The organism is Spiroplasma endosymbiont of Clivina fossor (assembly GCF_964031115.1).
Classification (GTDB): domain Bacteria; phylum Bacillota_I; class Bacilli_A; order Mycoplasmatales; family Nriv7; genus Nriv7.
In genome coordinates this window covers 1522640-1548632 of record NZ_OZ035006.1, presented here as the reverse complement: position 1 = coordinate 1548632, position 25993 = coordinate 1522640, and the positions used below count along the sequence as shown (strand labels likewise).

35 protein-coding genes and 2 pseudogenes are annotated in these 25993 nt (G+C 26.3%); 21 read left to right on the top strand and 16 right to left on the bottom strand.

Annotation, left to right across the window (positions count from 1 at the left end; translation table 4 throughout):
• Window positions 1-45: 45 nt before the first annotated feature.
• The 6 genes from AAHM82_RS09340 to AAHM82_RS09315 all read right to left on the bottom strand — a co-directional run bounded on the left by AAHM82_RS09340 (window position 46) and on the right by AAHM82_RS09315 (window position 6075).
• Window positions 46-279, bottom strand: coding sequence for a pyrroline-5-carboxylate reductase family protein (locus AAHM82_RS09340; RefSeq protein ID WP_342263751.1), 234 nt, complete (start codon window positions 277-279; stop codon window positions 46-48).
• Between the two features lie 65 nt (window positions 280-344).
• Window positions 345-902 (bottom strand): elongation factor P, encoded by a 558-nt coding sequence (gene efp / locus AAHM82_RS09335; protein ID WP_342263750.1) that lies wholly within the window; start codon window positions 900-902, stop codon window positions 345-347.
• A gap of 2 nt (window positions 903-904) precedes the next feature.
• On the bottom strand, window positions 905-1582 hold the full coding sequence (locus tag AAHM82_RS09330) for a class I SAM-dependent methyltransferase (protein WP_342263749.1): 678 nt from the start codon (window positions 1580-1582) through the stop codon (window positions 905-907).
• A 2-nt stretch (window positions 1583-1584) separates the two neighbouring features.
• Window positions 1585-2895, bottom strand: a complete 1311-nt coding sequence (locus AAHM82_RS09325) for a sigma-70 family RNA polymerase sigma factor (protein WP_425288975.1) — start codon at window positions 2893-2895, stop codon at window positions 1585-1587.
• Window positions 2896-4677 (bottom strand): DNA primase, encoded by a 1782-nt coding sequence (dnaG, locus tag AAHM82_RS09320; RefSeq protein WP_342263748.1) that lies wholly within the window; start codon window positions 4675-4677, stop codon window positions 2896-2898.
• A 24-nt stretch (window positions 4678-4701) separates the two neighbouring features.
• Window positions 4702-6075 carry a glycine--tRNA ligase gene (locus AAHM82_RS09315; protein ID WP_425289026.1) on the bottom strand — a complete coding sequence of 458 codons (1374 nt, stop codon included), beginning with the start codon at window positions 6073-6075 and terminating at the stop codon, window positions 4702-4704.
• Window positions 6076-6518: 443 nt separating this feature from the next.
• Between AAHM82_RS09315 and AAHM82_RS09310 the strand changes: the two genes are divergently transcribed.
• The 10 genes and pseudogenes from AAHM82_RS09310 to AAHM82_RS09280 form a co-directional block, all read left to right on the top strand.
• Entirely contained in the window at window positions 6519-6659 is a 141-nt protein-coding gene (locus AAHM82_RS09310) for a hypothetical protein (RefSeq protein ID WP_342263746.1), read from the top strand.
• Window positions 6607-6816 (top strand): IS1/IS1595 family N-terminal zinc-binding domain-containing protein, encoded by a 210-nt coding sequence (locus AAHM82_RS14390; protein WP_425289025.1) that lies wholly within the window; start codon window positions 6607-6609, stop codon window positions 6814-6816. Before AAHM82_RS09310 ends, AAHM82_RS14390 begins: the two co-directional genes overlap by 53 nt.
• 53 nt (window positions 6817-6869) lie before the next feature.
• Window positions 6870-7058: a hypothetical protein gene (locus AAHM82_RS09305; RefSeq protein WP_342263745.1), complete on the top strand. Its 189-nt coding sequence runs from the start codon at window positions 6870-6872 to the stop codon at window positions 7056-7058.
• Between the two features lie 349 nt (window positions 7059-7407).
• Window positions 7408-8037, top strand: coding sequence for a hypothetical protein (locus AAHM82_RS09300; RefSeq protein ID WP_342263744.1), 630 nt, complete (start codon window positions 7408-7410; stop codon window positions 8035-8037).
• A gap of 104 nt (window positions 8038-8141) precedes the next feature.
• Window positions 8142-8258: pseudogene (locus AAHM82_RS14385) on the top strand (transposase-like zinc-binding domain-containing protein); the annotation flags it as partial.
• An 84-nt stretch (window positions 8259-8342) separates the two neighbouring features.
• A complete protein-coding gene (locus AAHM82_RS09295; RefSeq protein ID WP_342263743.1) occupies window positions 8343-8870 on the top strand; it encodes a transposase in 528 nt (175 codons plus the stop codon).
• Window positions 8871-8935: 65 nt separating this feature from the next.
• Window positions 8936-9376, top strand: coding sequence for a transposase family protein (locus AAHM82_RS14380; RefSeq protein ID WP_342263396.1), 441 nt, complete (start codon window positions 8936-8938; stop codon window positions 9374-9376).
• Window positions 9373-9765 (top strand): transposase family protein, encoded by a 393-nt coding sequence (locus tag AAHM82_RS14375; protein ID WP_342264845.1) that lies wholly within the window; start codon window positions 9373-9375, stop codon window positions 9763-9765. The genes AAHM82_RS14380 and AAHM82_RS14375 overlap by 4 nt, the downstream gene beginning before the upstream one ends.
• 158 nt (window positions 9766-9923) lie before the next feature.
• Complete coding sequence (locus tag AAHM82_RS09285) at window positions 9924-10055, top strand: hypothetical protein (protein WP_342263742.1); 132 nt, start codon at window positions 9924-9926, stop codon at window positions 10053-10055.
• Window positions 10056-10132: 77 nt separating this feature from the next.
• Window positions 10133-10384, top strand: a pseudogene (locus tag AAHM82_RS09280) (transposase); the annotation flags it as partial.
• Here AAHM82_RS09280 and AAHM82_RS09275 read toward each other — a convergent pair.
• From AAHM82_RS09275 to eno, 7 genes are all read right to left on the bottom strand, one after another.
• Window positions 10385-10762: a hypothetical protein gene (locus AAHM82_RS09275; RefSeq protein WP_342263740.1), complete on the bottom strand. Its 378-nt coding sequence runs from the start codon at window positions 10760-10762 to the stop codon at window positions 10385-10387.
• 151 nt (window positions 10763-10913) lie between these two features.
• Window positions 10914-11087: a hypothetical protein gene (locus AAHM82_RS09270; protein ID WP_342264870.1), complete on the bottom strand. Its 174-nt coding sequence runs from the start codon at window positions 11085-11087 to the stop codon at window positions 10914-10916.
• Between the two features lie 29 nt (window positions 11088-11116).
• Window positions 11117-11278: a hypothetical protein gene (locus tag AAHM82_RS09265; RefSeq protein ID WP_342263739.1), complete on the bottom strand. Its 162-nt coding sequence runs from the start codon at window positions 11276-11278 to the stop codon at window positions 11117-11119.
• 47 nt (window positions 11279-11325) lie between these two features.
• The gene (gene pfkA / locus AAHM82_RS09260) at window positions 11326-12255 is read right to left on the bottom strand and encodes a 6-phosphofructokinase (RefSeq protein ID WP_342263738.1); all 930 of its coding nucleotides are present in this window, start codon (window positions 12253-12255) and stop codon (window positions 11326-11328) included.
• Window positions 12256-12308: 53 nt separating this feature from the next.
• The gene (locus tag AAHM82_RS09255; RefSeq protein WP_342264846.1) at window positions 12309-12728 is read right to left on the bottom strand and encodes a transposase family protein; all 420 of its coding nucleotides are present in this window, start codon (window positions 12726-12728) and stop codon (window positions 12309-12311) included.
• Between the two features lie 5 nt (window positions 12729-12733).
• On the bottom strand, window positions 12734-13126 hold the full coding sequence (locus AAHM82_RS09250; RefSeq protein ID WP_342263426.1) for a transposase family protein: 393 nt from the start codon (window positions 13124-13126) through the stop codon (window positions 12734-12736).
• 453 nt (window positions 13127-13579) lie between these two features.
• Complete coding sequence (eno, locus tag AAHM82_RS09245) at window positions 13580-14890, bottom strand: phosphopyruvate hydratase (RefSeq protein ID WP_342263737.1); 1311 nt, start codon at window positions 14888-14890, stop codon at window positions 13580-13582.
• Between the two features lie 778 nt (window positions 14891-15668).
• On the opposite strand from eno, the gene AAHM82_RS09240 reads away from it, so the two are divergent.
• From AAHM82_RS09240 to AAHM82_RS09195, 10 genes are all read left to right on the top strand, one after another.
• Window positions 15669-15995, top strand: a complete 327-nt coding sequence (locus AAHM82_RS09240; protein ID WP_342263529.1) for a hypothetical protein — start codon at window positions 15669-15671, stop codon at window positions 15993-15995.
• A gap of 2 nt (window positions 15996-15997) precedes the next feature.
• Entirely contained in the window at window positions 15998-16219 is a 222-nt protein-coding gene (locus AAHM82_RS09235) for a hypothetical protein (protein WP_342263736.1), read from the top strand.
• Between the two features lie 164 nt (window positions 16220-16383).
• Window positions 16384-16614, top strand: coding sequence for a hypothetical protein (locus AAHM82_RS09230; protein WP_342263075.1), 231 nt, complete (start codon window positions 16384-16386; stop codon window positions 16612-16614).
• Between the two features lie 78 nt (window positions 16615-16692).
• A complete protein-coding gene (locus AAHM82_RS09225) occupies window positions 16693-17025 on the top strand; it encodes a hypothetical protein (protein ID WP_342263735.1) in 333 nt (110 codons plus the stop codon).
• Between the two features lie 24 nt (window positions 17026-17049).
• Window positions 17050-18036: a hypothetical protein gene (locus AAHM82_RS09220; protein ID WP_342263734.1), complete on the top strand. Its 987-nt coding sequence runs from the start codon at window positions 17050-17052 to the stop codon at window positions 18034-18036.
• A 3-nt stretch (window positions 18037-18039) separates the two neighbouring features.
• Window positions 18040-18324: a hypothetical protein gene (locus AAHM82_RS09215; RefSeq protein ID WP_338968625.1), complete on the top strand. Its 285-nt coding sequence runs from the start codon at window positions 18040-18042 to the stop codon at window positions 18322-18324.
• 2 nt (window positions 18325-18326) lie between these two features.
• Complete coding sequence (locus tag AAHM82_RS09210; RefSeq protein WP_215826579.1) at window positions 18327-18575, top strand: hypothetical protein; 249 nt, start codon at window positions 18327-18329, stop codon at window positions 18573-18575.
• Window positions 18576-18579: 4 nt separating this feature from the next.
• Window positions 18580-19077, top strand: coding sequence for a hypothetical protein (locus AAHM82_RS09205; protein ID WP_342263733.1), 498 nt, complete (start codon window positions 18580-18582; stop codon window positions 19075-19077).
• Between the two features lie 265 nt (window positions 19078-19342).
• The gene (locus tag AAHM82_RS09200) at window positions 19343-21202 is read left to right on the top strand and encodes a hypothetical protein (protein WP_342263732.1); all 1860 of its coding nucleotides are present in this window, start codon (window positions 19343-19345) and stop codon (window positions 21200-21202) included.
• A 50-nt stretch (window positions 21203-21252) separates the two neighbouring features.
• Window positions 21253-21714, top strand: coding sequence for a hypothetical protein (locus AAHM82_RS09195; protein ID WP_342263731.1), 462 nt, complete (start codon window positions 21253-21255; stop codon window positions 21712-21714).
• 104 nt (window positions 21715-21818) lie between these two features.
• Here AAHM82_RS09195 and AAHM82_RS09190 read toward each other — a convergent pair whose 3' ends face one another.
• Both AAHM82_RS09190 and AAHM82_RS09185 read right to left on the bottom strand, forming a co-directional pair.
• Window positions 21819-23039 (bottom strand): IS256 family transposase, encoded by a 1221-nt coding sequence (locus AAHM82_RS09190; RefSeq protein WP_342263365.1) that lies wholly within the window; start codon window positions 23037-23039, stop codon window positions 21819-21821.
• A gap of 117 nt (window positions 23040-23156) precedes the next feature.
• Window positions 23157-24236 (bottom strand): Mbov_0401 family ICE element transposase-like protein, encoded by a 1080-nt coding sequence (locus tag AAHM82_RS09185; protein WP_425289024.1) that lies wholly within the window; start codon window positions 24234-24236, stop codon window positions 23157-23159.
• Between the two features lie 130 nt (window positions 24237-24366).
• On the opposite strand from AAHM82_RS09185, the gene AAHM82_RS09180 reads away from it, so the two are divergent.
• The gene (locus AAHM82_RS09180; RefSeq protein ID WP_342263729.1) at window positions 24367-25587 is read left to right on the top strand and encodes an IS256 family transposase; all 1221 of its coding nucleotides are present in this window, start codon (window positions 24367-24369) and stop codon (window positions 25585-25587) included.
• Here AAHM82_RS09180 and AAHM82_RS09175 read toward each other — a convergent pair.
• On the bottom strand, window positions 25584-25991 hold the full coding sequence (locus tag AAHM82_RS09175; RefSeq protein WP_342264869.1) for a transposase family protein: 408 nt from the start codon (window positions 25989-25991) through the stop codon (window positions 25584-25586). The two genes, AAHM82_RS09180 and AAHM82_RS09175, sit on opposite strands and share 4 nt — an antisense overlap.
• Window positions 25992-25993: the final 2 nt, after the last annotated feature.

The following is a 25993-nucleotide window of genomic DNA, read 5'->3' as shown; positions in this document are numbered from 1 at the left end:
CTAAAATTAAGTATATTCAATAAATATCAAGAGTTTTTGACAAAATTAAAATTTTAATTTTAAAATATCTTGTGGAGTTAATGCTAAGATAATTATTTCACAATCCCTTAAAAATTCTCATTTTTTACTTACACTAATATGACGATTATTTCAATATTGAAAACTTTTATCGCTATTAATAACAACTTTAATATTTTCATTAGTAAAAGCATTAGTATTTAATAACCCATCAATAATTGCTTTCCCCATATTACCAGCACCTAAAAATCCAATTTTCACTTTATTTAACTCCTTTATATGTTTGTAATAATTATGACATAAAAAAAATAACCTTTTAGGTTATTTTAAGCTCGGTGTTGATATTTACCATCAACTGTGGAAACAACAATATAATCATCTGCATTAATAAATAATGGTACTTGTAATGCTAATCCAGTTTCAACAACTGCTCTTTTACTTGGCGAAGAACTACTATCACCTTTAACGGCTTGTTCAGCTTCAATAATTTTTAAAGTTACTTTATCTGGTAACGAAATAGTTAAAATTTCATTATCATATTGTAATACTTGAACTGGTAAATTAGAAGTTAAAAACTTTAATTCTCATGCCATTTTTGTTTTATTAATTTCAACTTGTTCATAACTTTCATTATCCATAAAAATCAAGTTATTGCCATCACTATATAAATATTGCATCACGCGTTTATCAAGATGCGCCCGTTCAACTTTATCACCACTAGTAAAAGTTAAATTAATAATTGCATTGCTTCGCAAATTTTTAACTTTAGCTTTAACATTTGCTTGACCTCTTCCAGCTTGAGCACGACCTATATCTAAGATTAAAAATAGATTACCACTATGTTTAAAAGTCATACCATTGCGTAAATCATTAACATTAATCATCTTTATTTCTCCTTTTGCTTTTGCAATTTATTTCTAATTAATAAAACTTGTAAATTCATTATGGCATTAATTTGATTTGGGGTTAATTTATTGATATTATTTTCATAATGAAAAAGTTTGTCGGTTCACATTTTCTTAAATAATAACTCATATTTATTTTCTAAATTTAGTCCAAACATAATTTGCTCATCATTAACAATTAAAGAACCGTGCGTTTTATTAATAACAATAATCTCATAAATAAAATTATTATCTTTAATTAATAATTCGTCTTCAATAAAATAATTGTGGTCTTGGACTCATTTACGAATTTTAGACATTTCATTATTTGTTTGAATTATATAACGATTAATTGATTGATAATCATTAGTTAAAATATTAATAATTGTTTTGGCACCTAATCCCGCAATAATAACACAATTAATGTTATCACTAGCATTAATTCATTTAATGCCATCTCCTAAAATTGGAAAAATATTATTTTGTAATTGATTTTGAATAATATTTTTCTGAGCTTGTGCTAATGCTTTAGGATTAATATCACTAACAAAAATATTATTCATTCCTTTTTTCTTTACTAAATAAATAGCAACTAAACCGTGGTCACAAGCAATATCAGCAACAATATCATTAGGATTAACTAAATTAGCAATTGTTGCTAAACGATGAGATAGTTTCATTATTAACCTTTATAAAAATCTTTCAAAACTCTTGACTTTGAAGGACTTCTTAGTTTACGACAAGCTTTAGCTTCAATTTGCCGAATTCTTTCTCTGGTAACACCAAATTCACTACCAACTTCTTCTAATGTTTTTGGTGAATCATACTTAGTTAAATGTTTATCAATAACATAATCATTTAAATTAATTACTTTTTCAATTGGCGTATCAAACTTAAAATCTAAATTCATTATTTCACTAATTAATTCATCTTTTTCGCTTCCTTCTTCTGCTAAATCAATTAGCGATCGAATTTTAGTTGGTAGTAAGCCAAAACGCATCCGAATAACCTTTTCCTCACGTTTATTTAAGATTTCTTCAAAAACCTTATCTAATTGTTCTCGTAATGATTCTCGTTCAGCATAATCATCTGGTGAAAAAATATCTTTGTCTTCAACAAAATCAGCAAAGTGTGTATCATCTTCTTCGCCAATTGGTTTTTCTAAAGAAACTGGTTCCATTGACAATCGTTTAATTTCACGAACTTTTTCAGCAGTCATTCCCAAACCAATTTTTTCGGCAACTTCAGTGTGGGTTGGTTCCCGACCTAATTCTTGAGTTAATTGGCGTTCAATTCTTGTTAATTTATTAATAGTTTCTACCATATGAACCGGTATTCTAATCGTTCTTGCTTGATCAGCAATCGCTCTTGTAATTGCTTGACGAATTCATCAAGTTGCATAAGTAGAAAATTTAAATCCGCGGCGATAATCAAAACGATCAACTGCTTTCATTAAACCAATATTTCCTTCTTCAATTAAATCTGAAAAATCTAAACCACGATTAGTATGCCTTCTAGCTACTGAAACAACTAACTTTAAGTTAGAAATAATTAACTTATTTCGTCCATATTGCTTAATTTCAAGATCAGATGAATCCAACATTCTTGCATATTTTACTTCTTCTTCTTTTGTTAAAATTTTACTTGAACCTAAACGATTAAAATAGGCTTTAATAATGTCATGAATTTTAGTTTCATTAGAAATACTTGGACCATTATTTTTAAAGTTAATAATAATATCATCATCTTCAAAATCAGAATGTTCTAAATCAATATCAACTTTATCATCATCAACTAAATCGGTTCAAACAACACCATCATTTTGTAGTTCATTAATAAAAGATTCTAAGAGTCCATCTTCAATATCTAACATTTCAAATGCTTTTAAAACCTCTTCTTGACTAATATGATTATCATTTTTTTTAATCTTTTTTAATAAGTCATACTTAATCTCATCAAAAGTTTTTATTTTTTTAAATATTCTTTTTCGCATCTATTGACCACTCTTTTCTCTTTTAATATTTTTTGACAAACTAATAATTTTTTGCCCAATTGCTATTTTTTCATTAACATTATTAGTTGCTAATCATTTTTTTGCTCATTTATCTTTTTCTAATTTAATTAAGTAATTATAAATAGTTTCTTGACAATCATTAATTAACTTAGGACGATAAACAAATTCTTGTTTATTATAAAGGCTATAAATCATTTCTAACGACTTTTTTACTTGTTCTTGTTGTAATGATTTTAGAAAATCTTCATAATTTACTTTCTCTGCTTGCGGATTTTTATCATATCAACTAATAATTTCTGATAATAAAAATTTTTTAATGGGATCAATTAAGGAAAAATTATTTAATTCGCTATTAGTTAATGTTTCTTTTGTATAAAGCAACGAAAATATAATAATATTTTCCGATTTCTCAATTGGATTTAAATATAAATTCTTATTAGTCCCAGCATTTTTAGGATTCATTTTATCAGTAGTTCCTATTGTTTGCTTAGCAAACAATGTTTGTTCAAGGATTTTTTTATTCAAATTAGTTATTGTTTCCAATTTATTTAAATAAAAATTTACTTCAACAGCAGTATGTAATAACTGAAAAAATGGAGTAACTTTTTTTAAAAGTTCAGTCACATTATCAATTTTCTTTAAATCTAAGTTATTTTGAAAATAATTTAAAACAAAATCTAAAGGATGAATACTATTTTTAATTAAAGCACGAACTGCTACTGCACCTTCTTTTTTAATTAAATCATCGGGATCCAATGTTGTTGGATTGTTTACTACTTTAACATTAAATTTGTGATACCATAATTCACTAATCATTTTAAACGCAGCTATAATTCCAGCATCATCACCATCCAAAAATAAAATAATTTCATTAGTAACTTTTTTTAATATTGAACAATGTTGTGCACTTAAACTTGTTCCCATAATGGCAACGGCATTGTTAATGCCAATTTTGCTTAAAGCAATAATATCCATAAATCCTTCACAAATTAATAAATACTTATCTTGATGCAAATTATTTTTTGCAAAACTTAAGTTATACAATAATTGATTTTTTTTAAAAATATTAGTTTCTAAGGTATTCATATACTTTGGTTGTTGATTTTCCAAATATGAACGACTCGAAAAACCAATGATATTATGTTCTATATCCCGAATCGGAAACATAATCCGATTTCTAAAATAATCATTAAAATGATTATTTTGATAAACAACTAAACCAGAAATAACTAATTCACTAGGTTTATAACCTTTTTGTTGTAAATATGCTACTAGTCCATCTTCGCTAGGTGCCAATCCAATACTAAATTGTTCTCTTAACTTATTATCAATATTTCGCTGTTCTAAATATTTTTTTGCTTGAACACCAATTTTGCTATCTAAATGATACATAAAGTATTCACAAGCTAAAGCATTAATCGCAAATATTTTCAAAGTTTCATTATCATATTTATTTTTTGTTCATTGCTCTAATTCTTGTAAATCAATATTTACAAGTGTGGCTGCTTCTTTTAAAGCTTCTAAAAAGGAAATTTTTTTATATTTTTGCAAAAAGGTAAAGACATTTCCAGAAGCTTGACAAGAAAAACACCGATAAATTTGTTTTTCAGGAGAAATACTCATTGAAGGTGCATTATCTTCGTGAAAAGGACAAACTGTTCAATAATTACGACCTTTTTTTTGCAATTTTAAATATTGACCAATAATTTCAGTAATATTAGTTCTCATTCTAATGAGAGAAATTTTTTCAGGATTAACCATACTAGCTTTATTTCTCCTTACACTTTAATTTAGCTCTTGCAAATGTTTAAGGTATTTTCTTAATTTTCTTACTTTTACTCGTTTTTGCACCATCGTATCGCGAAAACGCATCGTTACACTTCTTCTTCATCGTCTTAAGCTTTTAAAATCAACTGTAATGCAATAAGGCGTTCCAATAGCATCTTGACGGCGATATCTTTTCCCAATATTTTGCGTTTCATCATAAGTTGCTAAAAAATCATTAGCTAACTCTTCATATAATTTATACGCTTCTTCATTTAATTGCTTACTTAAAGGTAAAATAGCAATATAATAAGGGGCCAAATTGTGATTTAATCGCAATATCGTGCGTTTACTATTATCTGGCAAAATCTCAACATCATAAGCATCATTTAAAATGGCCAACATTAATCTGCCAACACCGACTGACGGTTCAATAACATTCGCAAATATCTTCGCATTTAATTCTGAATCTAAATAACTTAAATCTTCACCACTATGTTCACTATGCGTTTTTAAATCAAAAGAAGAACGATTACTAATACCCCATAACTCTTGCTTACCAAAAGGAAAATTATATTCAATATCCACAGTTCGCTTCGCATAATGAGCTAAAACACTATCTTCGTGTTCATTTAAACTAAAATTACCGTATTTAATACCAACATCTAATAAAAATTGTTGACAATAATTTAATCAATAATCAAACCACTCAGTTTGATCATTAGGATTAAAAAAAAATTCCAATTCCATTTGCTCAAATTCTCTTGTCCGAAAAATAAAGTGTCCCGGAGTAATTTCATTACGAAAAGCTTTTCCAATTTGACCAACTCCAAAGGGCAATTTCTTCCTTAAACTTCGTTGAATATTTTTGAAATTTACAAAAATTCCTTGTGCTGTTTCTGGTCGTAAATAAACAACACCTTGATCATTTGCTAAAACCCCTTGTTGAGTTTTAAACATCAAATCAAACGAACGAACCGATGTAAAATTATTATTTTTACAATTAGGGCACACAACTTGATGTTCTTTTAATAAGGCTTGCAATTCATCAGCACGCAATTTTTGAAAATCAACAGTCACATTGCTTAACAAATGATCCACCCGAAACCGCTTAATACAACTTTTACAATCCACAAATAAATCGTAAAAATTATCAAGATGCCCCGAAGCCTTCCAAATACTACTGTTCATAACAATGGCACTATCCAGTCCAACATTCAAAGGATGCTTCGTCACAAACCGTTCCCATCACAAATGTTGCAAACGATTTTTCAACTGTGCTCCCAACGGACCATAATCCCAACTATTACTTAACCCACCATAAATTTGCGAACCCTGAAAAACAAAGCCATACTCCTTCAAATGATTAACTAACAATTCCATTCTCTTATTAATATCCGTCATAGCAACCCCGCTCTAAAAAACAAAGACCCAAGACATTATTCATTCAAATACTACCTAAATAAAACCCGAGTTCTTCACAATAATTGTATTAAATTTTTATTTATTTTTATATTATATATGCAATAGCAATATCTAATGCACCAAACAAGTATAGAGTATACCGTATATTTTGTCAACCTATTATAAGGGTGTGGGTCGCGTTTAGTTTTCTTAGGTATTGCTTTGAAGAAGCAAAACAATCAGCTAATTATATTATTTAATTACTAAACTAACCATACCTTTCTTGTTATTGTCATTTTTATTCATTACCATTTTATCATATTATTGAATTTTTACACAATAAAAAATTTTTAATTTTGTCGAAAACTCTTGATATTTATTGAATATACTTAATTTTAGGTATATTTTTAATATGATAGAGGTGGATAATAATTATGGAAAAAAATAATTCAAGAACTAGTAAATACTTTAACAGATGATCAATTTTTAGAATTTTATGAAAAAGTCAAACAACAAGCAGAATTAATAAAAAAACAAAAACAAAAACGGTTAAATGAAATTGATCAAAAATTTAGAGCGCAAGGTATTAAATGCCCTAAATGTGAATCTTACCATTGCGTTAAAAATGGACATAATTCAGAAGGAAAACAAAAATATTTATGTAAAAATTGCCGTGCAAGTTTTGACGCTTTTCGTAATCATTTTTCTAATTTTAAAGATAAGTATTGATAACCTCTTTATTTTTTTCTGCAAATGGGTTATTTTTAATTTAAAGGTGATTTTATATGCAAGAAAAAGATATTTTAAAAGAAATAAATAATATTGATGATAAAACTTTTATGAAAATATATCAGCAATTAAAAAATAGAGCAAAGAAAATTGAAAAAAAGGAAAAACAAGCAATTATTTTTTCCATAATTATTATCCACCTCTATCATATTAAAAATATACCTAAAATTAAGTATATTCAATAAATATCAAGAGTTTTCGACAAAATTAAAAGAGTTTTCGACAAAATTAAAAAAATTATTTGATATACATAAATAATAATAAATGTTAAAATAAGATAAAAGTTAAGAGGTGGCTTTAATGATTAAAATTAAGTTAAATTATTTACCAAGTAAATATGGTACTATTAAGCAAATTTTAGTTGAACAAGGGAGTCATGTTAAAGCCTTTCAAAATATTTTGCTTATTAACTAACTGTGAAGGTCAAGAGATTCCGGTTAGTACTTTATTTGATGGTGATATTGAAAAATTATTTGTTTGCCCTGAGGGTGATATAGTGTTAAACGCGGTGATGTTGTTGTTAAAATGAAGATTATGTTGAAAGAAACTGTTTCTGAAAAATCAGTAAAACCAATAAAATCGTCATCAAAAAAGCCATTTTCTAATTGAGAAGAATTAGAAGAACAAGAGCAAGAATTAAAGTTTAATTTATCAGAAAATCAATCACATTTAGAAAAGGATTTTACAGCAAAATTTGAAAAAAAAGTTATTAATGAAAAATTATCGCCAATGCCAAAACTTAAAACTCCAAATCAAGTAATTGAAAAAAAAAAACAAAGTATTATTAATTCTAATAGTGTTATTAATGATATGCAAGAAAAAACTCCATTGTCTGAAAATAATTTAAGTTCAAAAACAACTTCAGAAGAGTTAATAAAGAAAAATGAAAAACCGTTATCATTTCGGGAAATAATTATGAAGCGAATGAATAATTTGCAAGAACAAGTTGTTACCGTTAAAGAAAGTAAAACGCAATCAAGTGATGCCAATGCTTCTGTTGTTGATAATGTTCGGAATACTATTTATAAAAAAATTGATTTAATTCATTATCATGGTTTAGGTTTTACTAATATTCAAAATTATTTAAATCTCTGAAAATGAAAATACCAACATAAGGGTTTAACTCCAAATCAACAAACAGCGGTATTATATTTTAATGTATAAAAAAGTTAAAGTAAAAATAGTAATTTTACATAAAAGCCTTTTAAAATTATCAAGTTGATGATTTTTTTTATTTTATCAAGAGTTTTCGACAAAATTAAAAAGCAATTATTGATAATAAATTTAAAAAGAAGGATATAATTTGTCCTGATTGTAAATCCTTTAAATGTGTAAAAAATGGGTTTAAAAATGATAAGCAAAAATATTTATGTAAAAATTGCCGTGCAAGTTTTGACGCTTTTCGTAATCATTTTACTTATCGTAGTAAACTTTCTTATGAACAATGAGATTTATTAATTAAAATTGCTATGTTAGGACAATCTTCAAGAATAATTGCTAATTTTATCAACACTTCAACACTTTCAGCATGATATAATCGTCAAAAATTAATGAAATCAAAACAATTAGCAAAAACTCAAAAATCTTTTAAGAAACTTAGTGGCATCATTGAAATTGATGAAACTTTTATTAAAGAAATTCATAAAGGAAATTTTAAATCCAAAGATGACCCAAGAAAACTCTATATTGAACCTAATGCTAAAAATACAAAATGTTGTATTCAAGTAGCTATTGATGAAAACCTTAATATTTATGCACAAATTACCAATACTAAAAGACTAAAACGAAAATGGGTTGAAGATAATTTAACTAACAAACTTATTAAAGAAAATTCGCTTTTAAAAACAGATATGCACCCCTTGTATGATTTAGTTGCAATACAAACTAAATGTAAGTTAAAACAAGTTAAACATAATGCTTCTAAAAAAGCTAGTTATTATAATTTAAAAAATGTTAGCAAAGTTCAATCCAGTATAAAAGAATTTCTCACTCATTAGACTTCTTGCAAAATTAATTTAAAATATAATTGAATTGTTGTTTTTAATAAAAAGGTGGAATTTAAATGAAATTTAAAAAAAATAATCAAATAAGTGATAAAAATTTTTTAAGATTAACTGGTATTAAACATACTACTTTTAATAAAATGCTAGAAATTTTAAAAATAGAAGAATTAAAAAAGAGATTTCGTCGCGGAAGAACCAATAAATTATCATTAGAAAATCGTATTTTAATGACTTTAGAATATTGAAGAGAATATAGAACTTATTTTCATATTGCAAAAAGTTATGATATTAGTGAAAGTAGTTGTTATAGAAATATCAAATGAATTGAAGACACTTTAATAAAACACCCTAATTTTCAACAACTTACTGGTCAAAAATCACTATTAAAAGATTATTTCAAAGATAAGACTGTTATAATTGATGTAACTGAAAGCCAAATCCAACGCCCAAAAAAAGACAAAAACAGCACTACTCAGGAAAAAAGAAAAAACACACAATAAAAACACAAGTTATAATTGAAAAAGATAGTAAAAAAATTATTAGTTCTGATTTTTCTTATGGTAAAAACCATGACTTTAAAATTTTAAAAGATTCAAAAATTAAATTTTTACCAGAAACAACTGTTTTAGTGGATTTAGGTTATCAAGGCATACAAAAAATTAATCATAATGTTTTAATTCCTAAAAGAAAATCAAAGAAAAACCCTTTAAATAAAGAAGAAAAGCAAAATAATGAGCGAATTTCAAAAATGAGAATTGTTATTGAAAATGTTTTTGCTATACTTAAAAAATTTAAAATTATTAGTGAAAAATATCGAAATCGTAGAAAAAGATTTGCTTTAAGATTTAATTTAATAGCTTCAATTTATAATTTACAACTATTAGTTTAAATATATTTGATAATTTAAAATTTCAGTCTTTTTTTATTGTAAATAATAATTTTTATTATGTTTTAATGACAAAATATTTGTAAAAATAATCTAAAAATTATTTTAATAACACTTTTATATTTATTTTAAATTTAAAAATTATAATTATCATATTAATTTTGCAAGAAGTCTATTATCATGGCATTGGGTTTACTAACATTCAAGATTATCTCAACTTATGAAAATGAAAATATCAACATTATGGTTTAAATCCTTATCAACAATCAAGCTTGTTGTATTTTAATTTATAACCATTAATTCTAAAATTTAATAAAATTAATTTTTAAAAGTCAGGTTGATGACTTTTTTATTTTATCAATACTTATCTATAATTTTTCTTGAATATCCTCAGGAATTTAGAAGAATTATTTACACAACTAATGCGATTGAATCTGTTAATAGTCAATTAAGAAAAGTCATTAAGAATAAAAAGATTTTTCCTAATGACGCATCAGTTTTTAAAATATTTTATTTAGCATTTCAAAATATGGTTAAGAAATGAACGATGCCAATTCAAAATTGGGGTAGTGCAATTTCACATTTAATGATAAAATTTGAAGACAGAGTGAATTTAAGTTAATTACTTAGAGACACAGTTAATTGTACAGTCCCTTTTAATCGGCATTACCTTCTTACCTTCCTTTTTATTACTATTTTTATGACTAGACATAATTTCTGATTCTTGATCATTTTTAATTTGCACCACAATTTTTTCATTCATTATTTGAACATCATAACCAGCTTTTTTTAATACTTTAATAAACAATTCTGGTTTTAAAGGATCAAACATATATAAATTTTGTTTTTTAGTTTGAATGATATCACTGTAAATAACATTACCATGATTTAAAATTGTAACTTCATCAATAATATTTTGTAACTCTAATAAAATATGTGATGAAATCAAAATGCTTTTTCCCATATCACGAAGTTTAATTAATTCATCAAATAATTCCATTCTCGCTGTCGGATTTAAATTAGCTGCTGGTTCATCTAAAATTAATATTTTAGGATTAGAAATAAGAGCTTGTGCTAATAATACCTTTTTTTCATTCCGGAAGAAAAACTATTAGGATTTTTTCGTTGAAACTTTCATAAACTTAATTGTTCTAATGATGCCTTAGCTTCCTTTTTACTTTTTTTCAATCGTTTCCTCGTAAAAAACTCATTCAAGTTAAATATTTATATGTTGATAAGTGCATTGGAAAACGAGCATTTTCAGGAATATATCCTAAAACTTCTTTAGCTACAGACAGCCTAGCATCTTTACCATCAATTTGTATTTCACCACTATTAGGAATAATTGAACCGATTAAACATTTAATTGTTGTTGTTTTTCCACTACACCATTAGGTCCAATAAAACCATGAATTTTACCACTTTTTACTTTAATAGTAATGTTATTAACAGCAACTTGTTTTTTAAACCTTTTGGTTAATCCACTAATAGAAATTGCATAATTATTATTTTCCATTAATTTACTCCTTGTATATTTTATGACTAATGATGAATACGACCAACCTATTTTCGTTTCATTGCTAATGCTTTAGTAAAAGAATAACTTTGTAAACCATTTCCACTTAATCCAATACAAATCCCTGTATTGCCAGCAATTAATTGTTTAATAGCTTTAGTTCCTAAAATTGTTGCTAAATAGCGATCCATTGCTGTTGGCATACCGCCTCTTTGAATATGTCCTAAGACTGTTGCTCGCGTAACATAACCACTACCTTTTTCAACTTCTTTCGCCAATTGATGAACATCATACAGTTTTTCCGTTACAAGAATAATTACCGAACGATATTTTTTTTCATAACATTTTTTAGTTTGCTGAATAATTTCTTCTTCTGTCAATTTATTTTCTGATGTACTAATAATTTCCACACCACTACCAATTCCCGCCAGCATCGCAATATCTCCACAATAACGACCCATAACTTCAATAATTCCACAACGATTATGAGATTCATTAGTATCGCGAACACGGTCAATTGCTTCAATAACGGTATTTAATGCCGTATCAAAACCAATAGTAAAATCACTTGATACAACATCATTATCTATTGTTCCTGGCAAACCAATACAATTTAATCCCATTGCTACTAATTTATTAGCACCTTGATAACTACCATCACCACCAATAACAATTAAATTATTAATTTCTAATTGTTTTAAATTATTAATCGCTCGTTGTCTTACTTCTTCCTTTGCAAATTCAGGATAACGCGAAGTACCAATCGCTGTTCCCCCACGATTAACAATTTTTCTTGCAAAGTCTTCATTAGTTTCTTCAATTCAACCTTGTGTTAAACCTTCATAACCATCCCTAACAATGTAAGGCAGGATATTATTTGCTATTGCTTTTTTAATTATTTGCGCCACCGTATTGTTCATTCCTGGAGCATCGCCACCAGAAGTTAATATCGCAACTTTTTTCATCAATTTTGCCATTTTTAATTTATCCTTTCTAAATATTTAGTATTAGACTTGGTACATAACTATAACTAGCTTAATTCAAAATTATATATTCCTGAAATTAAGTTAAATCGTAATCCAAATCTTCTAATCTTATTGCGATAACGATAAACTAGTATTTTAAATCTTTTTAATCTAGCAAAAACATGTTCAATGACAATTCTAACTTTACTTAAAAAGCTATTATATTCCTTTTTATCTGGATTTAAAGGATTATTTTTACTCTTTTTAATTGGCAATAATGTATTTTTATGAACATTTTGCAAACCTTGATATCCTGAATCGGCAATTAATTCTAATTTTGGATTTATAAGTGTATTTGATTTTAAAAATAACTTATAATCATGAGTACTGCCATAACAAAAATCTACTGAAATAATTTTATTGTTAAATAAATCAATAATTATTTGCGATTTTAATGAATGTTGCCTTTTCTTACCAGAAAATAATAATTTTAGTTTTTTTTAATTCTTTCAATTGGAATTTCTGTAGCATCAATTGCTAATAAATTATTAGTAGTACCTTTATTTTCTAATAATATCTTTTTGCCAGGTATATGAAAGTGACTATTTTTTATTAGAGTATTTTCAACTCAAAAGATATTACGAATACAACTAACATGACTAATATTATATTTTTTTGCAATAATACGATATGTACTATATTCTTTTCAGTATTCTAAAGTCATAAGTAATCTTTGCTCTATTGATAATTTATTTGGTCTACCACCAATTTGTTTTTGTTTAGCTTCACCTTCTTTTAAAATTTCTACCATTTTCATGAAAGTTTTATATTTTATGCCTATTAAACTATAAAATTCGTTTTCGTCTTTGTATTTATCTAACATTTGTATTTCACCTAGGAAATAATATTATCAAAATAGTAGATAAAATTAAAGGTTATGTACCAAGTCTATTATAATTATAGCAAAAATATGTTCCCCACAATATACTAATTCATTAAAGCCGTATTTGTTTCCTTAATAATTAATTAGTTGGGTACTGTACTATTAATTCGTTATTTTTTAAAAAAGGTATATTTAATTAATAATTGTCTTAATATGTTTTTTATAAATTTGATAAGTTTTAGCATTAGATTTATCAAATTACTTCTGAAAAAGTAAACTGCTCGCACTATGCCTAGTCCTACTTTTATTATTTCTATATAAAATTTTAATTTTGTCGTTAAGCCTTCTTTACTACTACAATAGCAAGAATAGAGTGAAAATTGTTTCTAATTAAAGAAATAATATTCTTAAATAAAAAATATCTCCCAATTAACTGGAAGATATTTAAAGGTTTTAAGTTTTCTTTGTTAAGTTATAAAATGTGTCCATTCCATCATATTCACCAGTAACACCTAATTCCTCTGCAATCGTTAAGAGACGATTATATTTGGCAATCCGATCGGTTCTTGACATTGAACCAGTTTTAATTTGTCCAGTGTTTAAAGCAACCGCTAAATCAGCAATAGTTGTATCCTCAGTTTCACCTGAACGATGTGATACAACTGCTGTTCAATTAGCTTTTTGAGCCATTTGAATCGTTGCAATCGTTTCACTCATTGTTCCAATTTGATTTACTTTAATTAAAATTGAGTTAGCAGCTTGCTTTTCAATACCTTCTTTTGTTATTTTAGGATTAGTTACAAAAATATCATCTCCCATAATTTGGACTTTATTACCTAATTTTTCTGTTAATTTAACAAAACCATCTCAATCATGCTCTGATAATCCATCTTCAATAGAAATAATCGGATATTTGTTAACTAACTGTTCTAAATACGAAATCATTTCATCAGTAGTTTTTTCAACAACTTTGCCACTTTTTTTGCTTAGTTTTTTAAAGACATAAATTTTTCGTTCTTTATCATATAGTTCACTAGAAGCACAATCCATTGCAATTTTAATATCCGTACCAGCTTTATATCCTGCTGTTTCAATTGCTTTAACAATAACATCTAATGCACCTTCATTATCTAAATTTGGAGCAAATCCACCTTCATCACCAACAGAAGTAGTATCACCAGCATCGTGTAAAATTTTCTTTAAAGTATGAAATACTTCTGCTGCCATTCTAATTGCTTCTTTAAAATCAGGAGCACTAACCGGCATAATCATAAACTCTTGAAAATCAATGGTGTTGTCTGCATGTTCTCCACCATTAATAATGTTTAACATTGGTACTGGTAATTTTCTAGAATTAATACCACCAATATATTGATATAATGGTAAACCTACTTCATCAGCACCTGCACGCATAACTGCGATTGATACTCCTAAAATCGCATTAGCCCCTAATTTTTCTTTATTATCTGTACCATCTAATTTAATCATCACTTGATCAACTAAAAGTTGATTAGTAACATCCATTCCTACTACTTCTTCACGAATCGTTTTATTAATATTAGCAACAGCTTTTAAAACACCTTTACCCATATATCGCTTTTCATCGTTATCTCTTAATTCTAAAGCTTCTAATTCACCTGTTGATGCCCCTGATGGAACCAAGGCTTTACCATAACCAAATTCACTTCATACTTCCACTTGAATTGTGGGATTACCACGAGAATCTAAAACTTCTATTGCTCTTACATCTGTAATTCTTGACATCTATTACTATCCTCCTCTAAATGAGATATATACTATATATTATAGCAAAAACTAGACAAAGACACACAGAAAATATTTTTTGGGGGTCGCGTTTAGTTTTCTTAGGTATTGCTTTGAAGAAGTAAAACAATCAGCTAATTATATTATTTAATTACTAAACTAACCCTACCTTTCTTGTTATTGTCATTTTTATTCGTTTTCATTTTATCATATTATTGAATTTTTGCACAATAAAAATTATTAATTTTATTAAATTTTCACTAACTATAGGACGCATAAAGTTTTGTTAGGTAGGAAAAGATTTGAATAAGTATTAAGACAGTCAGCAATGATTGTCTTTTTATTTTATAAGATGTTAAAAATTTGTTCTTTAAAAATTAAATACAAGTGAGTTAATAATGTTGGTATGTATTAAAGCACAATAAATTGTGGGTGGTCGCCATAACCAAAAGAAGTTTACCAGTTAATAGATAACATCCTATTAGCTATAGCAATTTGTTTCGTTTTGCAATAAAAAAATGAATGGGTGGATTTCCTAAAAATATACACGCTATTAAATTAGTTCCAAGGGTAGGATGCGGACATTAAAGTGTAGAAATTTCTATATAGGGATATACTAAGTTTAAAATTATTAAAATCTTTATCTAATTAAAAAAACAAAATTTATTAACAAAGCTTGTTAAACACTTAAATCTGCGATATATAAGTGTTTAAAAAACTAAGTTAACTAACTTAGTTAATATAAAACTTAGTTTATTCATAAGAAAGGTAATTTATTATGAAAAACATTGAAAACATTTTCTTAAATACTAAAAAATATCTTTTAAAAGAAACTCAAAACGCAATGCTTATTAAAGCACCAAAAATTCCGTGATTTAATGAACAAATCGGTATTTGGTTTTCAAAGCGATTTGTTTATAAAGGAAAATACGAAAATTCAATTTGCATTGGAATAATAAAAGATAGTAAATATCAAGTAATTTCGATTAATCAAAAAGAAAAAGAAACCAAATTAATTAAGGGACAAGAATTATTAGGTTTTTTCATTGCCGAAAAAGAAAACAACAAAAAAGATATAAATTATAACTATTTTAAAGGAGTTTAAAAATGAATATTGCGATTGGAATAATATTTATTATCATTTGCATAATGCTATGGGCATATTTTGCTTATAAAATTTATGCCAAAATAAAAATTAGAATTAAATATAAAAATGCCATTAAAAATAATACTGGTAATTTTACAAAAGATGAAAAAGTGTTTATTGCCCGCTTTGAAGAATGAGTTAAAGCTCCTAATTCAAAAGAAAATAATGAGAATAAAAAATAATGTTTTGAGAAATTATTATGGAATTCTTAAAACTGTTTATTCCGATAGAAAAAATGCCTGCACAGGTTGCGTTTATTGCCGGATTAATTATTATTATTACTTTTCTTTTCGCATTAATTTCAATTATGTATTTACCAATAAAAATGATTTTTGGGAGATAAAAAATGACAATAAACTTAAAAGAATTTAATTGAGAACAAATTAAACAAACTTTCTGAGATTTATTTATTCAAATTACAACTATTCCGGCCCACATTACTGGTGGTAAAGAAATTAAATTAACCGAAGCACCACTTTGACTTTTAATAGCAAACATTGCTTTTTGACTCCTAACAGCGATTATGGTGTGATTTATTCTAATGTTACTTTGAAAAACCATATCAGTATTTAGATAGAGACAAAAGTAATGTCGCAGAGTTACATTGTGATGCATTCCCAAAGAAATTCAAAATTAATTAGGAAAAAATACAATCGTGTTAAGGTTAATCGTGGTTTTAACAAATTTAAGAAAAACTTTGAATATAAATGATGAATGTTTTAAAAAGAAAGGGGGTGATTATATGTTTGGAACTTTCTTGGCCGATGCACCTGCAACAGTAGAAAAAATAACAGCTAGTGACGCGATGACTAAATTGTGAAACGCAATTATAACAGCGTTTACTAAAATGTGAGAAATTATTGCTGTTAATATGCCACAAGTCGGTAATTTCTTTGCTGACTACTGAATCTTCATTTTCCCATTTATTTTGGCAATATTCTTTATTTGCTTTAAAATGTTTGAAAAATTACTTGGAGCCGTACGCTAACAAAAAAATAAAGTGAGGTGCAAGATGAAATTTTGCAAATGAATAATAGAAAAAAATAACCATTTTATTGAATTGAATCGCACCTCATTTTTAATTTTATGACATTGAGGAGCAATTTGATATATTTACAACGGTTATTTTAAAAACATTGTGAGCTATTTATTTTTAGCAGGTTGCATTTTAATTTTCCTTTTTAAAATCGGTAATTTAACACAAATTAACAAAGTTATTAATTTCTTAAAAAACTCACCATTAAATATTGTGATTGGTTCATTAGGGACTGGCAAAACTGCTTTTCTAGTATACGCATCAAAATTACTAAAAAAGAAGAAATATCACATCGCCTCAACCTTTCCATTACTAGAAACCCAAAAATTAAGTTTAGGACATATGGGATTATTAGACTTTGATTATCCGGTATTACCAGATAAAACCTTACTTTTGTGAGATGAAACCAATTTATTCTTAGAAGGAACTGATTGAGAAAAAAATAATACCAAAAACGAAGAAACCGGTATCCAAGAGTATTTCGCTCTAGCACGACATTTTGGTCATATTGTTCTCGCTAGCGGTCAAAGAGATAAACATATTTGAGTTAAAGTTCGTGATATTGCCAATAATGTAATTGTGGGAATTCGCAAAAAACCCGTTAATATTTTTCGCCCCTACTTGAAAGTCGTCTATGGCACCTTTACGAGCATTGAAGAATATGAACGCTGACGAAACACCTTAATTGATGCTAAAAATAGCAAAAAAGGTCGCCGTATTAAATACCGTGATATTCCTGAACTTGATATTTATTTTTTTAAACTAAAAATTCCTTTACCAATACTTAACACTTACAATTCTTTTTACCTAGCATTTTTAAGAGATTACTTAAATTCAAAAGTAAATCCTGATTATGAAGATAAATACTATACTGATACGGCAATTGATTTAGAAGACTTAGAATACTTAAAAATGGATAAATTTAGCAAATTTTTAAGAAAAATGAAAGAAAAGGAACAATAAAAAATGGCAAATCTCGCAAAAATGGCCGACTTTCTCGCCCAAATGCTTTATAAAGTTTTTGATTTAATTTGAAGTTTAGAGGTGCCGGGAACGAATATTCAATTAATATTTCCTCTATTCTTAACGCTTGCTGTAGAATTTCTTATGGCAATTATTCTCGGTTTTGGTAGTCAACAAGTTAATTTAGAAAGACAACGCCAATATGCGGTTAAAAATAAGGGGCGTTTAAGTGCGTGAGGAAAAGCTAAAAAACAAATAAAACCAATAAAAACAAAACAAGGTAACTAACAATGTTTAAACTAATTATTATTTTTATCTTAATAACCGTTCTTGGATTATTAGCTGGTAGTCATTTTGAAACTTTAACAAACTATATTAGCGAAGGCCTTGCGAATTTTCAAAAGTTTATTACTAGCAATTTAACAATTTTAGAACTTTTTAAACCAATGGCACGAACATTTTCGCAACACCCAATTTTTACCATTCTTGGTGTAACTTGTGTACTTATTGCTTTATTTATTGTGATTAAAGGTAGGTAAAAAAATGGAAAAATGAACTAAAAAACAAGAATTAGAAATAGAAAATGACAAATTAAAAATTGTTAATGTAATATTAGAAAATAGTGTTAATACTCTTAAATACATAAAAATGAAAAAACTTTTAGCAAAATTATTTAAAAAAGATAATTCAAAAGAAAAAATGCCATTAAAATTAAGAATTAAAAATTCTTTTAAAAATCAGTGGTTAAAAATAGTATTAAGTATCATTTTCATCTTTATAAGCTTATTAATTTGTGCATTAACAGTAATCGATACTAAATGAATAACCGGAACAAATGACGAATTTAATGATTTTATGAATAAACAGATGGTTGATTTCTTTGGTAAGTTCAATAGTGGTATTATGCTGGCAGGAATATTTGTTTTTTGATGAGGCGGAGCAATATATTTTTCACTTAAATTTGAAAAATTAATCCGCTTGATTATTCAGAAAATTAAAACAAAAAGAGCCTTGAAAAATGAAATCAAACAAACTCATTAATTCTTTAAAAAAATAATGATGGAGAATTTTACCTTACATTTTTATGATTACTATCTTTTTCATTTCGTTTTTAAAATTGGAAGTTAATGATTTGAAATTATTATATGAAAAATTTGAAGCATTAATTTCACTTATGATATTAGGGTATTTAGATATATGCATTACAATAGCGGTAATTACAAACTGTAGCATTGAGTGATTTATTAAAAAAATTAAAGCTAAAAGAATAATGAAAAATAAAATATTTTAAAAAGGAAGGATAAAAATGTTTATGAAAATATTTACCGTGATAGTTATTAGTTTAAATAACATTTTTACCATTCCCCAAAACATTAACAATGACAAAACAACAGCAAATTCACTAATTAGAAATAAAAGAGAAAGCAAAGAAACTTATGAATTAAACTTAAAAAAAGGATTTGTTTACTTAGTAAAAAATAGATGAAAAAAACCTACTACTGATATAAAATGAGATTTATATATACATGCACAACAATGACCAATAAATATGCCAAACTGAATAAAAATTGATAAAATATCTCCAATTAACGAAAAGACAATACATAGCATAATAGATAATTACCATGCAATAAACGAAAATATTCTTGATGAACTTACAAAACTCAACTTTAATATCAAGTATGAAGAAATTGAAAACGGTAATATTCAAAAAAAGGAAATCTTTAATCTAAAAGTAACAATATTAAGAAATCCTACTTGAACACAACTAATAACAAAAATTGAAGGTCAAATAAGACCATCAACCGATATTGATTTACCAGAAAAAACCACCAAATTTGATGGCAACCATAACTATAACGATGTTGTTGATAATCTTGATTATTTAATGATTCATCGTGGTGATTTTGATAAATTTAATTACTCTTATCTCTATTGAACGCCAATATTTAATTTCATTAACACCTTAGAAAAAGGTTATTACAAAGAATTTATCATTAAAAACCATGGTTTTAAAGATGAAAGCTATTTTCATCATAAGACTTCTAGTAGTGAGAATGAAATTAATAAGAATGTTTTAAAAATTAAAGCTTTTAATAAAACCTTAATCGCAGGTAATAACTATTTACAATTATTACATGGTGAAAGTGAAATATGAAAATATGATACGGCAAATACTAACGATTATTACCTAATTAAGTACCTTTTTGGTACCTTAAATTATCTTAATGTTAAATTTAGTTTTTTGAGATACGACCCTGAATTAAAAAATGACATTTACCTTTATTTTAAAAACAACATACCTAGTATTAACAACAGCGATTACAAAAATGTTTTTGACGAAATCTACGAAATTCTTGGCAATTTCTTTGCAAGTTTATTTTATGCTACTTTTGATATGGATGAAAACACTCATACAGAAATTGATTTTAAAGGTGTAGAAAACTATAAGAAGGATTATTTTATTCAAATCGGTTTCTTTTACCGTTCATTAATTACCTTTTATCCCAAAAAATACTTAGTAAATATTATAGGAAACTCAGAATTATTACTAAGAAGTTATTTCTTTACTTTTGATAAAAAATCGCACCAAGAGAATTATAATGCCATTAAAAACAACAATAGCATTTATCAAATTGATTTTAATGTTCTTAAATCTTATGACAATAAACTAATTAAATTGTCAGCCAGTAACACTGCTAATAATATTAATTATCTTAACACCGACATTGATATTCGCTATGGTATTAATATTTTTACCTTAACTTTTCCGCTTTATCATAAAGGCAATATCTCTAACTACAATTTTAAAATTTATGACTTTAATGTCTTAAATTCCACGGCGTTTATACCTGATGGCTCAACCAACTCAGAATGAGATGATTTAATTCCGCCAGCAAATTGCAAATATTCTGGACGATGAATACCAACTTTTAATGACATTGGCTGTGCCATTCAAAATGCTGGCATCAAAATGATAAACTGAATGCTCACTGCTTCACAAATCATTACGATTTTACGACCATTAGCAATCATTGCAAAAGCAACAGTTAACTTTTCAACTGCCATTTTTCCAATTTTTAAAACGGTACCCGCCTTTTACTATACCTTTCAGTTTTTAATCGGCTTTGCCATTTTTCTAATGATTTTAAGGATTTTCGTATAATATATATATATATATATATATTGAAAAAACAAAATAAAGGAGTTAATTTTATGAAATTTTTAAATATAACCGCTGTTTTAGGACTAATAACATTACCAATAGTTGGTTGTTCTAAAAAAGCAAATGAACCAATATTACAAATTGAGAATGAATCATACGAATTAAACTTAAAAAAAGGATTTGTTTACTTAGTAAAAAATAGATGAGAAAAACCTAAAACTGATATAAAATGAGATTTATATATACATACACAACAATGACCAAAAAATATGCCAAACTGAATAAAAATTGATACAATATCTCCAATTAACGAAAAGACAATACATAGCATAATAGATAATTACCATGCAAAAAACGAAAATATTCTTGATGAACTTACAAAACTCAACTTTAATATCAAGTATGAAGAAATTGAAAACGGTAATATTCAAAAAAAGGAAATCTTTAATCTAAAAGTAACAATATTAAGAAATCCTACTTGAACACAACTAATAACAAAAATTGAAGGTTAAACCTTTAATAACTAAATTTAAAAACTGTTAAAATCACTAACCTATAAAGGTAGTTTTCTATGATCACAAGCCGGGACTGTACAATTAACTGTGTCTCTAAGTAATTAACTTAAATTCACTCTGTCCTCAAATTTTATCATTAAATGTGAAATTGCACTACCCCAATTTTGAATTGGCATCGTTCATTTCTTAACCATATTTTGAAATGCTAAATAAAATATTTTAAAAACTGATGCGTCATTAGGAAAAATCTTTTTATTCTTAATGACTTTTCTTAATTGACTATTAACAGATTCAATCGCATTAGTTGTGTAAATAATTCTTCTAAATTCCTGAGGATATTCAAGAAAAATTATTAAATTATTTCAGTTATTTTTTCATGATTTAGTAATTTGTGGATACTTTTTATTTCATTTTTCTGAAAAATGATCTAAAGCAATTAACGCTATTTCTTCATTAATTGCTGTATAAATTGATTTTAAATCATTAGCTACAAGTTTGCGATCTTTGTAAGGAACAAATTTTAAACTATTGCGAATTTGATGAACAATGCATAATTGATGCTGTGTTTTTGGGAAAACAGCTTCTATTGCATCAGACATCCCAGTTAAATTATCACTACAAGCAACAAGAATATCTTGTAACCCACGATTTTTCATTTCCGTAAGATTATTAAGTCAAAATTTGGCTCCCTCATTCTCACTAATTCACATTCCTAAAATATCTTTTAAACCATCTAAATTAATTCCTAAGGCAAGATAAACTGCTTTATTTATTATTCGTTTATCTTGCTTTACTTTAACAACAATACAATCAAAATAAACAATCGGATAAATCTTCTCTAAAGGTTTAGTTTGTCACATTTTAACTTCTTCAATAACATCATCAGTTATTTGACTAATTAAACTTTCTGAAATTTCTGCTCCGTGATAGAATTCTTGCAATTGTGCTTTGATATCAGAAATTGTCATTCCTCTTGCATATAAAGAAATTACTTTTTGATCAAAGTTATCAAATCTTCTTTGTCTTTTTGGAATAATTACTGGTTCAAAAGTACTATTTCGATCTCTTGGTACATCAATTGCGATTGAACCATTTTTAGTAATAATGGTTTTTTGTGTGTTGCCATTTCTTTTATTATGATTCTCATCAGTTTCAAGATAATCTTTAATTTCCGTATTTAACATTCGTTCAGTTAATTTTTTGGTAAATTCCTGAAAAATAGTATTGCCTTTAAATAAATCTTGTGGATTATCAATATTTTCTAAAAAATAATCAACAACTTTATCAATTGCGTCAGGTTCTTTTTTTATTTTTTTTGTCATTTTCTGTTCTCCTTCTTTTAAGTATAATTCAGAATGAATTATCGAGACACAGAATTTTGGACAGGCTCAATTATTTTAATAACACTTTTATATTTATTTTAAATTTAAAAATTATAATTATCATATTAATTTTGCAAGAAGTCTATTATATTTATTTCATAATGAATTTTTATATATTTCTTTTCTGATTTCTATTTCTGAATTAATATTTTCATTAATGTAATGTAATACATTTAATTTGTTTAAATTTGCCATTCTTAAATGTAATAGATTATTTAAATTCTTATGATTATATATTTTTGCTCCATATCCTAATTGTTGTTTTACTAAATGCGATACATCACTTTCAATGCTACAACCGATATTTCATTCTAAATTTTGATGATGAATACCTTGCTTATTATTACTGAAATAATTACTCGCCTTTCTTAAATTTGTTTTAATATCTTTATTTAATTCATTTTTAGCAATATTACGAATGTTTTTGATTAATTCTTGATGATTTCCATCCTTATATAATTTAATTCAACTATTTAATGTTACTTTGCGATTTTCAAAAATAATATTAAATGCAGTTTGTTTTAATTTTTTAATAGCATGATAACCATCTAAAATATATCTAACATTACCAAAACTATTGGCGATTTCTCTAATTCAAGTATCACCATCACCACAAACAATTATTTTGTAATAATTAATATTTACATAATGTTTTTGCAATTCTTTAATTAATAAATCACGATAATCCATCGTATTTATTCGTTTACCAACTTTTAACATTAGAAAATGACCTCGTTTATTTTCTAACGCTCTACGAGCATGTTTATAATTTTTTTCTTTATGTCCGGTATGAAAAGTAACTAAACGAATTCTTTGGTCTTGTTTAATTTTCTTATCTAATGTTGCTAAAAATGTTTCATCTAGTTGAATATATAAATTCTTATTTTTGACATCAATTCTAGTTTTAGTTTCTTTTTCTGCTAGTTGAAAATATTCGGCAATATCGTATTTATTTAAAATATTTGAAATACTAGCTTTTGAAATATAACAATGATTTAGAGCATCTAAAACATCACGATACCGTTTACCATCTCCCAAAAGACTTAAAACTTTAAATTGGACATCAAAATAAATGCGTTGTTTAGGCAATAAGCCAATTTCTTTATCTAACAAACATACATAAGACTTGGTACATAACTATAACTAGCTTAATTCAAAATTATATATTCCTGAAATTAAGTTAAATCGTAATCCAAATCGAGCCTGTCCAAAATTCTGTGTCTCGATAATTCATTCTGAATTATACTTAAAAGAAGGAGAACAGAAAATGACAAAAAAAATAAAAAAAGAACCTGACGCAATTGATAAAGTTGTTGATTATTTTTTAGAAAATATTGATAATCCACAAGATTTATTTAAAGGCAATACTATTTTTCAGGAATTTACCAAAAAATTAACTGAACGAATGTTAAATACGGAAATTAAAGATTATCTTGAAACTGATGAGAATCATAATAAAAGAAATGGCAACACACAAAAAACCATTATTACTAAAAATGGTTCAATCGCAATTGATGTACCAAGAGATCGAAATAGTACTTTTGAACCAGTAATTATTCCAAAAAGACAAAGAAGATTTGATAACTTTGATCAAAAAGTAATTTCTTTATATGCAAGAGGAATGACAATTTCTGATATCAAAGCACAATTGCAAGAATTCTATCACGGAGCAGAAATTTCAGAAAGTTTAATTAGTCAAATAACTGATGATGTTATTGAAGAAGTTAAAATGTGACAAACTAAACCTTTAGAGAAGATTTATCCGATTGTTTATTTTGATTGTATTGTTGTTAAAGTAAAGCAAGATAAACGAATAATAAATAAAGCAGTTTATCTTGCCTTAGGAATTAATTTAGATGGTTTAAAAGATATTTTAGGAATGTGAATTAGTGAGAATGAGGGAGCCAAATTTTGACTTAATAATCTTACGGAAATGAAAAATCGTGGGTTACAAGATATTCTTGTTGCTTGTAGTGATAATTTAACTGGGATGTCTGATGCAATAGAAGCTGTTTTCCCAAAAACACAGCATCAATTATGCATTGTTCATCAAATTCGCAATAGTTTAAAATTTGTTCCTTACAAAGATCGCAAACTTGTAGCTAATGATTTAAAATCAATTTATACAGCAATTAATGAAGAAATAGCGTTAATTGCTTTAGATCATTTTTCAGAAAAATGAAATAAAAAGTATCCACAAATTACTAAATCATGAAAAAATAACTGAAATAATTTAATAATTTTTCTTGAATATCCTCAGGAATTTAGAAGAATTATTTACACAACTAATGCGATTGAATCTGTTAATAGTCAATTAAGAAAAGTCATTAAGAATAAAAAGATTTTTCCTAATGACGCATCAGTTTCTAAAATATTTTATTTAGCATTTCAAAATATGGTTAAGAAATGAACGATGCCAATTCAAAATTGGGGTAGTGCAATTTCACATTTAATGATAAAATTTGAGGACAGAGTGAATTTAAGTTAATTACTTAGAGACACAGTTAATTGTACAGTCCCTCCAAATCTTCTAATCTTATTGCGATAACGATAAACTAGTATTTTAAATCTTTTTAATCTAGCAAAAACATGTTCAATGACAATTCTAACTTTACTTAAAAAGCTATTATATTCCTTTTTATCTGGATTTAAAGGATTATTTTTACTCTTTTTAATTGGCAATAATGTATTTTTATGAACATTTTGCAAACCTTGATATCCTGAATCGGCAATTAATTCTAATTTTGGATTTATAAGTGTATTTGATTTTAAAAATAACTTATAATCATGAGTACTGCCATAACAAAAATCTACTGAAATAATTTTATTGTTAAATAAATCAATAATTATTTGCGATTTTAATGAATGTTGCCTTTTCTTACCAGAAAATAATA